Source organism: Micropruina sp. (genome assembly GCF_047606365.1).
Classification (GTDB): Bacteria; Actinomycetota; Actinomycetes; order Propionibacteriales; family Propionibacteriaceae; genus Micropruina.
This window is the reverse complement of sequence record NZ_JASGEN010000163.1, coordinates 19,649-32,726: the sequence shown is the minus strand read 5'-3', so window position 1 is coordinate 32,726 and position 13,078 is coordinate 19,649. Positions and strand designations below refer to the sequence as shown.

The 13,078-nt window shown below is 69.8% G+C and carries 13 protein-coding genes; 5 read left to right on the top strand and 8 right to left on the bottom strand.

Translation table 11 applies throughout. The features are described 5' to 3' along the window. The 8 genes from QM624_RS18345 to QM624_RS18310 form a co-directional block, all read right to left on the bottom strand. Positions 1–709 (bottom strand): proton-conducting transporter membrane subunit (locus QM624_RS18345; RefSeq protein WP_415094496.1); only part of this gene is annotated, 709 nt, incomplete at its 3' end. After that, positions 706–1,134 (bottom strand): Na(+)/H(+) antiporter subunit C, encoded by a 429-nt coding sequence (locus QM624_RS18340; protein ID WP_415094494.1) that lies wholly within the window; start codon positions 1,132–1,134, stop codon positions 706–708. The genes QM624_RS18345 and QM624_RS18340, both read right to left, overlap by 4 nt. Next, positions 1,131–4,103, bottom strand: a complete 2,973-nt coding sequence (locus tag QM624_RS18335) for a Na+/H+ antiporter subunit A (protein WP_415094492.1) — start codon at positions 4,101–4,103, stop codon at positions 1,131–1,133. The genes QM624_RS18340 and QM624_RS18335 overlap by 4 nt, the downstream gene beginning before the upstream one ends. A gap of 163 nt (positions 4,104–4,266) precedes the next feature. After that, on the bottom strand, positions 4,267–4,923 hold the full coding sequence (locus QM624_RS18330; RefSeq protein WP_415094490.1) for a uridine kinase: 657 nt from the start codon (positions 4,921–4,923) through the stop codon (positions 4,267–4,269). After that, positions 4,904–5,938, bottom strand: coding sequence for a lysostaphin resistance A-like protein (locus QM624_RS18325; protein WP_415094488.1), 1,035 nt, complete (start codon positions 5,936–5,938; stop codon positions 4,904–4,906). Before QM624_RS18325 ends, QM624_RS18330 begins: the two co-directional genes overlap by 20 nt. 299 nt (positions 5,939–6,237) lie before the next feature. Then, positions 6,238–6,648 carry a nucleoside-diphosphate kinase gene (gene ndk / locus QM624_RS18320; protein ID WP_415094486.1) on the bottom strand — a complete coding sequence of 137 codons (411 nt, stop codon included), beginning with the start codon at positions 6,646–6,648 and terminating at the stop codon, positions 6,238–6,240. Positions 6,649–6,681: 33 nt separating this feature from the next. After that, positions 6,682–7,026: a DUF4233 domain-containing protein gene (locus QM624_RS18315; protein WP_415094484.1), complete on the bottom strand. Its 345-nt coding sequence runs from the start codon at positions 7,024–7,026 to the stop codon at positions 6,682–6,684. Next, positions 7,023–8,354, bottom strand: coding sequence for a bifunctional folylpolyglutamate synthase/dihydrofolate synthase (locus QM624_RS18310; protein WP_415094482.1), 1,332 nt, complete (start codon positions 8,352–8,354; stop codon positions 7,023–7,025). The genes QM624_RS18315 and QM624_RS18310 overlap by 4 nt, the downstream gene beginning before the upstream one ends. A 160-nt stretch (positions 8,355–8,514) precedes the next feature. On the opposite strand from QM624_RS18310, the gene QM624_RS18305 reads away from it, so the two are divergent. The 5 genes from QM624_RS18305 to QM624_RS18285 all read left to right on the top strand — a co-directional run bounded on the left by QM624_RS18305 (position 8,515) and on the right by QM624_RS18285 (position 13,062). Continuing rightward, positions 8,515–9,036 (top strand): MauE/DoxX family redox-associated membrane protein, encoded by a 522-nt coding sequence (locus tag QM624_RS18305; protein ID WP_415094480.1) that lies wholly within the window; start codon positions 8,515–8,517, stop codon positions 9,034–9,036. Continuing rightward, the gene (locus tag QM624_RS18300) at positions 9,033–9,809 is read left to right on the top strand and encodes a DsbA family protein (RefSeq protein ID WP_415094478.1); all 777 of its coding nucleotides are present in this window, start codon (positions 9,033–9,035) and stop codon (positions 9,807–9,809) included. The genes QM624_RS18305 and QM624_RS18300 overlap by 4 nt, the downstream gene beginning before the upstream one ends. Beyond that, a complete protein-coding gene (locus tag QM624_RS18295) occupies positions 9,802–9,936 on the top strand; it encodes a hypothetical protein (RefSeq protein WP_415094476.1) in 135 nt (44 codons plus the stop codon). Before QM624_RS18300 ends, QM624_RS18295 begins: the two co-directional genes overlap by 8 nt. 76 nt (positions 9,937–10,012) lie before the next feature. After that, positions 10,013–12,604: a valine--tRNA ligase gene (gene valS, locus QM624_RS18290; RefSeq protein WP_415094474.1), complete on the top strand. Its 2,592-nt coding sequence runs from the start codon at positions 10,013–10,015 to the stop codon at positions 12,602–12,604. After that, positions 12,601–13,062 carry a septum formation family protein gene (locus QM624_RS18285; RefSeq protein WP_415094472.1) on the top strand — a complete coding sequence of 154 codons (462 nt, stop codon included), beginning with the start codon at positions 12,601–12,603 and terminating at the stop codon, positions 13,060–13,062. Before valS ends, QM624_RS18285 begins: the two co-directional genes overlap by 4 nt. The last annotated feature ends 16 nt before the right edge of the window (positions 13,063–13,078 follow it).

Below are 13,078 nucleotides of genomic sequence, written 5' to 3'. Positions count from 1 at the left end.
TCGGGTAGGAGTCGGGCAGCCAGAACGAGAGCGGGAACACCGCGGCCTTGATCGCGAACACCACCAGCAACAGCAACTGCACACTGATCGTCACGTCGCCGGGCAGTTGGGCGAAGCGCAGGCTGAGCTGGGCCATGTTGACCGTGCCGGTCGCCCCGTAGCTGACCGACAGCGCGGTCAGGAACAACAACGAACTGACCAGGTTGATCACCACGTAGATCGACCCGGCGCTGATCCGCTCACCGGTTCCGCCCATGGTGATCAGCACGTAGGACGCGAACAGCAGGATCTCGAAGCCGACGAACAGGTTGAACAGGTCGCCGGCCAGGAAGGCGTCCGACACCCCCGCGGAGAGCAGCAGGAAGGTGGGGTGGAAGATCGACACCGGGGTCTCCCGGTGCACCTCCTCCTCGTCCTGGCCGGTGGCGTAGATCAGCACGCCGAGGGTGACCAGGGACGCCACGGTCAGCATCAGCGCGGCCAGCCGGTCGGCGACCAGCACCACCCCCAGCGGCGCCCAGGCACCCACCCACAACGACTGGACGCCGTGGGTGTCGGTGATCCAGATCAGCGACCCGGCGACCAGGCAGACGCCGGCCAGGGTGAGGATCGACACCGCGCGCTGCAGCCGCGGACGGCGTCCGAGCAGCAGGGTGAGCGCCGCGCCGAACATCGGCAGCAGCACTGGCAGCGGAAGGATGTTGTTCATTCGCTCACCACGTCCGCGCCGGTGTCGGTGAACTTGATCTCTTCGAAGCTGTCGGACGCCTCGTCGGCCTTCGCCAGCTCACGGATCCGGGCGTCCTCGACGTCGTCGGCGACCTCGTCGTGGCCGTTCAGCTGGAACGACCGGTACGCCATGGTGACCAGGAAGGCCGCGGTGGCCAGCGCGATCACGATCGCGGTGAGCACCATCGCCTGCGGCAGCGGATCGGACATCTCGTCCTTCGGCGTGACCCCGATCAGCGGCGGGCCGCCGGCCGCGCCGGAGGCGACCAGGAACAGCAGGTTGACGCCGTTACCGCCCACCATCACCCCCATCAGGATGCGGCTCAGCGAGCGTTCGGTGATCAGGTAGACCCCGCAGGCGACGAGCGCGCCGGCGATGATCGCCAGGGTGACGTTCGGGCTCATGTGTAGTGCCCCCGTCCCCCGCCGGTGGTGTAGCGGATGACCTGGTCCTCCTCGGACGGCAGCGCCGGCCGGGCGCGGGTGGATTCGGGCTGCGGCACCGGTGCCTGGTCCTGCTCGGACTGGATGTCGATGCCGGCGCCCAGGGTGCGGGTCAGGTCGAGCACGACGCCGATCACGATCAGGTAGACGCCGACGTCGAAGATGGTCGAGCTGACCAGGTGCATTTCGCCGAACAGCGTCCAAGGGCCCCACGGGGTCTCCAGGTACTCCCAGCCCGGAATGGTCAGCTTCAGGTCGTAGCTCTGGAAGATCTTCCCGCCGAGCAGCGCCGGGGTGATGGCGCTGAGCACCGAGACGGCCAGGCCCAGGCCGAGCAGCCGTCCGGCATCGAAGGGTGCGGCGTCGTCGAGTTCGCGACGCCCGGCGGCCAGGTAGCGGATCATCAGCGCGATGCCGGCGACCAGGCCGCCCGCGAAGCCGCCGCCGGGGGCGTTGTGGCCGGCCAGCAGCAGGTAGACCGAGACCACCATCATCACGCTGAACATGACCCGGGTGATCACCTCGAAGATCAGCGAACGCGAGCCCGGGTCGAGGGCGCCGCTGGCCCGCAGCCACAGCCCGCGGGCGCCGAACGCCGCGTCACCCTCCCGGGGCCGGACGCGCTGCACGCGGGAGCGCAGGAAGATCAGGCTGGCCACACCGGTCGCAGCGATCACCAGCACCGAGATCTCGCCGATGGTGTCCCAGGCCCGGGTGTCGACCAGCGTGACGTTGACGATGTTCTTGCCGTAACCGAAGGTGTAGGCCGCCTCGTAGTAGTCGACCGAGACCGGTTCGGCCACCCGGGCACCGGCGGCGACCAGCGCCAGCAGCGACACGCTGGCACCGACCAGCACCGCCAGCACGGTGCGCCACCAGCGGGTGGACTGCAGCGGACGGTTGGTGAAGTACTTCGGCAGCCGGCGCAACACCATCACGAAGACGATCAGCGACACGGTTTCCACCAGCACCTGGGTGAGCGCCAGGTCGGGTCCGCCGTGCAACAGGAACAGCAGCGCCGTCCCGTAGCCGGTGGCACCGACCAGCAGCAGGGCCCGGACGCGGCCGCGCGAGGTGGCGGCCAGCACCCCGGCCACGATCATGGCGGCGCCGATCACCACCTGCGGCAGGTAGTCGTAGGGGCGGACCGAGGCCGGCCAGTGGGTGGTGAACAGCAACGATCCCCCGGCCAGCACGACCACGACGACCAGCACGATCGAGGTGTAGCTGGCCAGCGAACCCCGCTGGGTGCGCGCGGTGACCTCGACCGCGATGGTGTCGATCCGCTTCATCGCCAGGGTGTAGAGCTCATCGGCGCCGAGCACCTTCGGGAAGGTGGCCTGGACGCGGCCCATCGCCTCGCGCTGCCAGAACAGGACGCCGCCCAAGCCGATGGCCAGCAGCGACAGCCATAGCGGCAGGGTCAACCCGTGCCACAGCGCCAGCCCGTGACTGGCGTGCCCGGTCGGCACGGTGGCGGCGTAGGGCTCAATCAGATCGGTCAGCGGGCCGCCGAGGAAGCCGCCGACCAGGCACAGCGATCCGAGCAGGATCGGCACCAGCACGAAACCGGCGGCCGGGCGATGGACGTCCAGCTCGGCGAGCTTGGGCTTGTCGGCGAAGGCACCCCACCACCAGCGCAGCGAGTAGGCGACGGTGAGCACCGAGCCGGCCACCACGGCCGCGACCAGCAGGACGGCCGGAAGCGCCGGAAGTCCGCTGCCATCGCCGTCCGGGCCGACCAGGTAGGTCAGCGATTCGAGTGCGGACTCCTTGGCGATGAAGCCCAGCATCGGCGGCAGGCCGGCCATCGAGGCGGCGGCGATGCCCGCGACCACGGCGATCACCGGCATCTTCCGGGCCACCCCGGTGAGCTTGGTCAGGTCGCGGGTGCCGGTGGAGTGGTCGACGACGCCGACGATCAGGAACAAGGTGGCCTTGAACAGGGCGTGCGCGATCAGCATCGCGATGCCGGCCAGCATGGTGGCCTGGGTGCCGAAGCCGCACAGCAGCACCATGAAGCCGAGCTGGCTGACCGTGCCGTAGGCGAGCAGCAGCTTGATGTCGTTCTGCCGCAGCGCCCGCCAGCCGCCCAGGATCATCGTGGCGGCGCCCAGCCCGCCGACCGCGAGCCGCCAGCCGGGGGCGTCCGCGAAGGCCGGCGAGATCACCGCGACCAGGTAGACGCCGGCCTTCACCATCGCCGCGGCGTGCAGGTAGGCCGAGATCGGGGTGGGTGCGGCCATCGCGCCCGGCAGCCAGAAGTGGAACGGCACCAGGGCGGATTTGCTCAGCGCACCGACCAGCATCAACAGCGCGGCGGCCGCGGGCAGTGTGCCGGACGGCGGCTGGGCCAGGATCGCCGACAAGCTGAAGGTGCCTGCGGTCTGACCGAGCGCGACGATGCCGACCAGCATCGCCAGGCCGCCGGTGGTGGTGACGATCAGCGCCGTCATCGCGGCCGACCGGTTCGCCCGCCGGGTCGGGTCGTAGCCGATCAGCAGATAGGAGAAGACCGTTGTCAGCTCCCAGAAGACGTACAGCATGACCAGGTCGTCGACGGTGACCAGGCCGAGCATGGCGGCCGCGAAGGCGGTCAGGATGCCCATCGTGCGCGGGTTGGCGACGCCCTCGAAGTACCAGCGGCAGTACAGCAGCACCAGGGCGCCGATGCCGGTGACGATCAGCGACAGCAGCCATTGCAGCAGGCCGATCTGATAGTGGATCTCGACCCCCAGCTGCGGAATCCAGCTGAGCGACTCGGTGTAGCTGCCCCCGGCGGTGATCAGCGGGCCCAGCCCGACCAGCCAGCCGAAGCCGACGGCCGGTGCCAGCGCCATCAGCAGGTAGCCGTTCGATCCGATCTTCCGGACCAACCACGGGGCACACAACGCCACCACCAGATGGGCGATGACGATGGTGTTGATCACGGGCTCCCTCTCTCGGCACGACGTGCTGGATCGGTGGGCAGGGGTTCGTCAGTCTATCGGCCAGGCTCCCCCGACGCCGCATCGAGCCTCCCCGTGGATCGGAGCCGGCCTCCCGGTGGACACCGGGGACGGTTCCTTCGGACACCGGGAACGGTTCCTTCGGTCAGGTGTTGTCCACGACGAGGTTGGCGCGTTCGGCCGGGTGGTAGGTGTCGATGTAGCGGCGCTGGCCGGCCACGTAGCGGACGAGTCGTGGGTCGTCGACGTCGGACGGCGTGCCGTCCCGTTGGGCGAGCCGGCGGACGGAGACCTCGAACGGGACGTCGAGCCAGACCGAGAGGTCCCAGACCTTGCGACCCCGCTCGTTACGGAGCCGGTCATGGTGCAGGAACATGCCGTCGACGATCACCACGGCGGCGTCCGGGGCCACCTGCCAGGGCGGGGTGACCGGCGATTCGGTGGCCAGGTCGTAGGACCTGTCCCGGTACCGTCCGCTGCCGTCCTCACTTCCGAGCGGCTCCAGCACGTACTCGATGAACCGCTGGTAGTCGTAGGTGTCGGCCAGGAAGCCCTCCGGCGAGGTCCGGCCCTGCGCATGCCGCACCTCGGCCGGGTTCAGGAAGTCGTCGAGGCTGATCCGGATCACGGTCAGGCCCGAGTCGACGAGTTCGGCGGCCAGGTCGTCGGCGAAGGTGGTCTTGCCTGCGCCGTCCACGCCGTCGATCCCGACCAGGGTGCGCCCGGCCCGCGGCCGGATCCGCGACACCAGCCAGGAGATCCCGGCGTCGCGGGACAACGGCTCAGCCGGCTTGGTTTCCACGATCCTGCCTCCAGGTGAGCGGCATCGGCGGGGCCGATGGGGGTGGCGGCAGCGGCGGTCCAGCGGGAGCCGCTGCCGGGGCACTACGGACGACGACGCCACGGACGCGGGCCCGCCACAACAGCAGCGCGAGCGCACCGCCGATGATCGCCACCTGCACCAGGACGACGGGACTGCCGGTGCCCTCGCTGCGGTTGAACATGTCGGAGAAGTCGGAGAACGGCAGGAAGGTCATCGAGACCACGTTGTTCACCGCATGCAGCGCAACGGACGCCTCGAGCCCGCCGGTGCGCCAGGCGAGCGTCGATCCGACGACGGCGAAGAACAGGTAGAAGCCGTTGAGCCACGGGTCACCGGCGCCGTGCAGCCACATGAAGATGACCCCGGTGACGGCGGTGCTCACCACCAGTCCGGCGACCCGCGGCAGCCAGGCGGCGACTGCGCGCTGGCCCAGGCCGCGCAGCAGATACTCCTCCCCCGCCGACTGCAGCGGGGTGGTGAGCAGGATGGCCGCCACCATGAAGGCGGTGTCGGGGCTGACCCGCAGCCCGTCGAACCCGCTCAGCACGGCCTCGAGCAAGGTCAGGGCGAGCAGCAGCGGCAGCGTCCACAGCACGCATTCGCCGAACCAGCGCCAGCGGAAAGCGCCGGTCACCGACGACAGCCAGCGCGGCCGCTGCCCGAAGCAGGCCCATTGGGTGAGCATCGCGATCGGCACGCAGGCGGCGAGGGCCAGGTTGTTGCACAGGAACAGCGCCGGGGTCATGGTGACCTTGTCGATCGAGCTGTAGTCGGCCATCGTCGTCCGGCCGGTGCCCAGGTCGTAGAGCATCGCGATCACGCCGAACAACATGCTCGAGGCGAAGAACAGCGCTCCGCCCATCAGCAGCGCGAGCACCGGACGCCACCAGCGCAGGTTCGGGGTGCGCAGGAACTCGTGATATTCGCGCGGCTCGACCGGCAGTACGGGCGGCTTCGGCGGCGGTCCCGGAGGCAGCCACGGATGGTTGCCCATCGGCTGCGGCCCTCCCCACGGTCCGCCCGGAGCGGCGCCGGGTGCCGAAGGACCGGGACCGGGCCAGGCCGGGGGCTGCGCCGGAGGGTTCCAGGACTGGTCCGGGGCCGCGGCGGGCTGCCAGGACTGACCGTGCCCGGCCGGCTGCCATCCTGGTGCAGGCGTCTGCCCAGCTGCCGGCGGTTGTTCGGGTCCCGGCTGCCAGCCAGGTGCCGGCGGTTGCCCGGGCGACGGCCCGGCAGCCGAGGCCTGCGGCCACTGCTGACCGTCGCCGGAGTCAGCTCCGGATGTGGGCTGGGTCACGTCAGGCCCGGGAACCACAGCGCGATCTCTCGGGCCGACGATTCCGGCGAGTCGGAGGCGTGCACCAGGTTCTCGCGGTTCGACAGCGAGTAGTCGCCGCGCACCGAGCCGGGGGCCGCCCGGCGTCCGTCGGTGGCGCCGTTCAGCGTCCGGACGGCGTCGATCGCGCCGTCCCCTTCGAGAACCAGGGCGATCAGCGGTCCGGAGGTGATGAAGTCGCGCAGCGGCGGGTACCAGGGCTGTTCCCGATGCTCGGCGTAGTGCTGGTCGGCCAGCTCGGCATCGACCACCCGCTGGTCGAGTGCCACGATCCGCAGCCCCTTTGCCTCATACCGGGACAGCACCGCACCGACCAGGCCACGGCGCACCGCGTCCGGCTTGATGATCACGAAGGTCCGCTCGCTCATGAGCGCTCACCCTAGCTGGAAATCCGGACGGCCTCAGCCCGCCGTCCGGGTGGCTTCCAGACGGCGTCCGAGCACGAAGCTGATCACGAACAGCAAGGCGAACATGGCGCCCACCGCGAACATCATCGCCACCGCGAAACCGAGCGCGATGCAGGCCACCTGGGCGGCCCAGGCCAGCACCCAGCCGAACGGACGCCGCAGCGTCCCGGAGGCCGCCAGGCACAGCACCAGAGCCGTCCCGCCCAGCCCGAAGGCGAGGCCGACCGAGGCGTCCGCGACCTGGATCATGCCGGGGATCGCCAGGCCGCAACAGATCGCCTCGAAGAGCAGGATCGTCATCAGCACCCGGTTCATCGGGTTGGTCGGCACCAGCTTCATCGGCCCTCCTCGCGCAACAGCAGGGCGCGGGCCTGCCCGGCGGCGATCACCGAGCCGGCGATCAGCACGCCGGCACCCGCGCCGGCCTCGTCGGCCAGCGCGACCGCGGTCTCGATCGCGTCCGCCATGGTCGGCGCGACCCGGACCCGCTCCTCGCCGAAGATCTCGGCGGCTCGCTCGCCCAGCTGGTCGGGCGTCAATGCCCGGTTGGTGCCGGCCACGGTGGTGCAGACGATGGTGGTCATCTCTTCGTCGAAGATCTCGAGCAGCCCGGTGACGTCCTTGTCGGCCATCGCGGCGACGACCCCGATCAGTGGTGAGAAGGCGAACGCCTCGGTGAGCGCCGCCAGGGTGGCGCGGGCCCCGTGCGGGTTGTGGCAGGTGTCCAGCACCACCGTCGGTGACCGGCGGACGACCTCGAGCCGGGCCGGCGCGACCACCTCGGCCAGGCCCTCGGCGATGATGTCGGGGGCCAGCGGTTTGCCGCCGAGGAAGGCCTCGACCGCGGCCACCGCCAGCGCCGCGTTACGGGCCATGTGGGCACCGAACAGCGGCAGCACCAGGTCGCCGACCGGGCCGCCGGCGGTGTCCAGCCGCAGCATCTGCCCGCCGACCGCCGGCGTCCGCTCCAGCACGCCGAACTCGACGCCCTCCAGGTAGACCTTGGCGCCCACCTCGGCGCAGCGCTGAATCAGCACTGCGGCCGCCTCGGGTTCCTGACCGGCCAGCACCACTTGCGAGCCGGGCTTGATGATGCCGGCCTTCTCGGTGGCGATCTCGGTGAGTGTCTCGCCGAGCAGATGGGTGTGGTCGTAGTCGACGGGGCAGATCACCGCGACCTGGGCGTCCATCACGTTGGTGGCGTCGGTAACCCCACCCAGCCCGACCTCGACCACGGCGACGTCGACCGGCGCCTCGGCGAACGCCTCGTAGGCCAGCGCGGTGATCACCTCGAAGAAGGTCATCGACACGCCGTCGATCGCCTGGGCGTCGACCATGTCGATCAGCGGTTGGGTGTGGGTGACCAGTTCGTCGAAGGCGTCCGCGCTCATCGGCTCGCCGTCGATGGCGATCCGTTCGGTGACGTCGATCAGGTGCGGGCTGGTGAACCGGCCGGTGCGCAGTCCGAGCGCCCGCAGCAGGGCGTCGATCATGATCGCGGTGCTGCCCTTGCCGTTGGTGCCGGCGATCTGGATGACCGGGTAGGCCCGCTGCGGCGACCCCAGCAGCTCGCACAGCGCTTCGACCCGCGCCGTCCCGGGTGCGATCCGGTGTTCGGGCCAGCGGGAGATCAGGCGCTGGACGATCTCGTGGTGTGTCTCGGGCATGGTGCAGCCAGCCTAGTGCCGCCGACCGCCGCGCCCCGCGTCCCTCGCGCTCCCCGAACTATTTGGGGCTCGCTGAACTCAGCGAGCGGTGAATAGTTCGGCGAGCGGTGGGGACGGCCGGCAAGATAGTTGACGGTTTGACGGAGGCTATACTCACGCCATGCCGCACACCTTCGCCGGACGCCGCTGGGTGCGGTGGACGACCTTCCTGGCGCGGCAGATTCTGGGCTGGACGCTCATCGTGGCCGGTGCGCTGAAACTGCCCTGGCCGGAGTCTTCGGTGCAGGCCGTCCGGGCCTATCAGCTGTTGCCCTTCGACCTCACCCGTCCGGTCGGCTACGCGCTGCCGGTGATCGAGGTGGTGATCGGACTGCTGCTGGTCATCGGTCTGTTCACCAGAATCGCCGCCTGGCTGGGCGTCGCGGTGATGGCCGCCTTCGTCGTCGGCATCGCCTGGGTCTGGGCGCACGGCCTCTCCATCGACTGTGGCTGCTTCGGCGGCGGCGGCGAGGTCGAGAACGGCATGGCCCAATATCCCTGGGACATCGCCCGCGACGTCGGTCTGATGGCCTGCGGCGTCTGGGCGGGCCTTTTCCCACGTTCCCCGTTGTCGACCGACACTCGGCTGTTCGGCGACCCCATCGACATCCCCACCGAAGAACTCGAGGAGTCCACAGCATGAGCGAAAGTCGTCGCGAAGCACTGCGCCGCAAGCAGCAGGCGCAGGCGAAAGCGAAGCGGACGCAGCGCATCGTCATCGTCGGCGCGATCGTGCTGGCCGTCGTGGTCCTGGGCGTCTTCGGCACCATCTTCATCAGCCAGCTGAACAAGGGCGGCGGCAGTGCCAGCGGCTCCTCGGCGATCCCGCCGAACGCCACCGCCGATCGCAGCGGCATCATCGTCAACCCGGGCAAGGCGACCCAGGGTGCGCCCACCGTGGAACTCTTCTTCGACTACCAGTGCCCGATCTGCAAGCAGTTCGAGCGCGCCTTCGGCCCGACCCTGAACGACATGGCCGACAAGGGTGAGATCAACCTCGTCTACCGCACGCTGACCTTCATGGACGGCAACCTGCGCAACGACTCGTCGACCAAGGCCGGCATCGCGGCGGCCTGCGCCGACAACGCCGGCGCGTATTCGGCGTACCACAACGCCGTCTTCGCCGGGCAGCCGGCCTCTGAGGGGCAGGGCTACACCACCCAGCAGTTGCGGGTCGACTTCCCCGCCACCGCAGGCATCACCGGCGACGCACTGAGCGCCTTCCAGGCCTGCTACGACAGCCGCGCCACGGCGTCCTTCGTGGACGGCACCAACGAGGCGGCCGCCAAGGCCGGGGTCACCTCGACCCCGACGCTGCGGGTCAACGGCACCACCATCGACAACGCCACGATCTCCAAGGCGGGCACGCCGGACGCCTTCCGTCAGCTGGTCCTGTCGACCAAGGGCAATGGCTGACGCCCGATCCGGACGCCGCCCCACCACCGGGCGCGGGGCACTGAGCCGCGGCCGTGCCCAGCTGATGGTGGTGGCCGGTGCGGCCGTCGGCGCAGCGCTGGCGATCCTGGCGATGATCTGGTTCTGATCGTCTGCCTCGGTGCTCCCGTTCGCGGGTCGCGCCGATTGGTAGCGGTGCGGCGTGCTTTCGTAAGATGCAGCCCATGACCGCGACTCCTCGTTCGACCGTGCCCGCTGCCAGCCCGCAACCGGGTCAGGTCGTAGCGGTGCCGGATCGTCCGGCGCTGGAGGGCCTGGAGGCCAAGTGGGCCGCGAAGTGGGCCCAGGACGGCACCTACACCTTCGTCCGGCCCTCCTCGCGCGAGCAGGTCTTCTCGATCGACACTCCCCCGCCGACGGTGTCCGGTTCGCTGCACGTCGGCCACGTGTTCAGCTACACCCACACCGACCTGGTGGCCCGCTACCAGCGGATGCAGGGCAAGCACGTGTTCTACCCGATGGGCTGGGACGACAACGGCCTGCCCACCGAGCGTCGGGTGCAGAACTTCTACGGCGTCCGCTGCGACCCGTCGATCCCCTACGACCCGGATTTCACCCCGCCGGCAAAGCCGGACCCGAAGCGGCAGGTGCCGATCAGCCGGATGAACTTCATCGAGCTGTGCCATCAGCTGACCCAGGTCGATGAGCAGGCGTTCGAGAACCTGTGGCGGACGCTGGGGCTGAGCGTGGACTGGGACAACCACCTCTACGCGACCATCTCGTCGGAGTCGATCCGGGTCTCGCAGCGCGCCTTCCTGCGCAACTGCGCCCGCGGTGAGGCCTACCTGGCCGAAGCTCCGACGGTGTGGGACGTCACCTTCCAGACCGCGGTGGCCCAGGCCGAGCAGGAGGCCCGGGACTACCCCGGCCATTACCACCGGGTCGGCTTCCACCGCCCGGACGGCGAGAAGGTGTTCATCGAGACCACCCGTCCCGAGCTGCTGCCGAGTGTCTGCGCGCTGATCGCCCACCCGGACGACAAGCGCTACCAGCACCTGTTCGGTACCACGGTCACCTCGCCGGTGTTCGGCGTCGAGATTCCGGTGCTGGCCCATCACGCCGCCGAGCCCGACAAGGGCGCCGGCATCGCGATGTGCTGCACCTTCGGCGACGCCACCGACGTGCAGTGGTGGCGCGAGCTGCAGCTGCCGACCCGCACCGTCATCCAGCGCGACGGACGCCTCGCCCGGGAGACCCCGGAGTGGCTGGCCAACGCCGAGCCGTACGCCGAGCTCGCCGGCAAGACGCCGTTCTCGGCGCGGGCCGCGATGGTCGAGCTGTTGCGCGAGTCGGGTGACCTGGACGGCGAGCCGACCAAGACCACCCGGAAGGCGAACTTCTACGAGAAGGGCGACAAGCCGCTCGAGATCGTCTCCACCCGGCAGTGGTACATCCGCAACGGCGGCCGCGACGACGAGCTCAAGCAGGCCCTGCTGGCCCGTGGCGAGGAGTTGCAGTGGGTGCCCGACCACATGCGGCACCGCTACTCCAACTGGGTGAACGGCCTGAACGGCGACTGGCTGATCAGCCGGCAGCGGTTCTTCGGCGTGCCGTTCCCGGTCTGGTACCCGGTGGACGCCGACGGCGAGCCGGACCACAGCCGTCCGATCTTCGCCGCCGAGGACACCCTGCCCGTCGACCCGTCCTCGGACGTGCCGCCCGGCTACACCGTTGAGCAGCGTGGCGTGGCCGGCGGTTTCGTCGGCGACCCGGACATCATGGACACCTGGGCCACCTCGTCGCTGACCCCGCAGATCGCCTGCCGCTGGGACAACGACCCGGAGCTGTGGAACCTGACCTTCCCGATGGACTTCGCCCCCGAGGCGCACGACATCATTCGAACCTGGGTGTTCAGCCGGGTGGTGCGGGCGCACTTCGAAGAGCAGGTGGCGCCGTGGAAGACGGTGGCCATCTCGGGCTTCGTGGTCGACCCGGACCGCAAGAAGATGAGCAAGTCGGTGGGCAACACGATCGTGCCGACCGACATCCTGGAGCGGTTCGGTGCGGACGCCGTCCGCTGGCGCGCCGCGATGGCCCGTCCCGGCATGGACTCGCCGTTCGACGAGACCGGCATGAAGGTCGGACGGCGGCTGGCGATGAAGGTGCTCAACGCGTCCAAGTTCGTGCTCGGCATGGGCGACGGCCTGGTCGGCGCCGAGGCCATCACCGAAGCGGTGGACCTGTCGATGCTGGCCGGCCTGCGCCAGGTGGTGGTGCGCGCCAGCGACGCCTTCGAGGCGTTCGACTACAGCACCGCGCTGGAGGTCGCCGAGCGGTTCTTCTGGTCGTTCTGCGACGACTACCTGGAGCTGGTCAAGGAGCGTGCCTACGGCGCCCAGGGCCCGGACGCCGCGGCGTCCGCCCGTGCGGCGCTGCAGTTGGCGCTCAGCATTCAGTTGCGGCTGTTCGCGCCGTTCATGCCGTACGTGACCGAAGAGGTCTGGTCGTGGTGGCAGTCCGGCTCGGTGCACGTCAGCCCGTGGCCGCTGGCCGAGGAGATCCCGGCCGGCGGTGACCCGGCGGTGCTGAATGACGTCGCCGAGGTGCTGATGGGCATCCGTGGCGCCAAGTCGACGGCGAAGGTCTCGATGAAGACCGAAGCCTCTGCGGCGAAGGTGACCGGTCCGCAGGCGGCCCTGGACCGGCTCGTGCCGGTGCTCGGCGATCTGCAGGCGGTGGGCCGGATCGTCGGCGCGATCGAGCTGGAAGCCGGCGACGCCCCGCTGCGGGTGGACGTCGCCCTGGTGGTCGGATGAGGCTCGTCGGCGGGCTCGCCGCGCTGGCCTGCGGGCTGATCCTGGTCGGCTGCACGACCGGCGCGCCGCGCAACACTGCCGGGCAGGTGACCGCGACGGCGTCCATCAACCCGTTCCAGATCACCCTCGGCGACTGCACCGGTCCGATGAAGGAGGGTGACATCGAGAGCCTGCAGGTCGTGCCGTGCGGTGACAAGCACAACTACGAGGCCTACGCCGTCACCAAGCTGTCGGTCACCACCTTCCCCGGCGAGGCCGAGGTGACCAAGCAGGCCGACAAATTCTGCACCGCAGAGTTCCGCACCTTCGTCGGCCTGGCACCCAAGGACTCCAAGTACGACATGTTCTACCTCTACCCGGTGGAGAGTTCCTGGGCCGCCGGCGACCGTGAGGTGCTCTGTCTCGCGGGTTCCACCAAGGGCGGCGTCACCGGCACCCTCAAGGGCGTCGCCAAGTAGCTGACGACGAGACGAG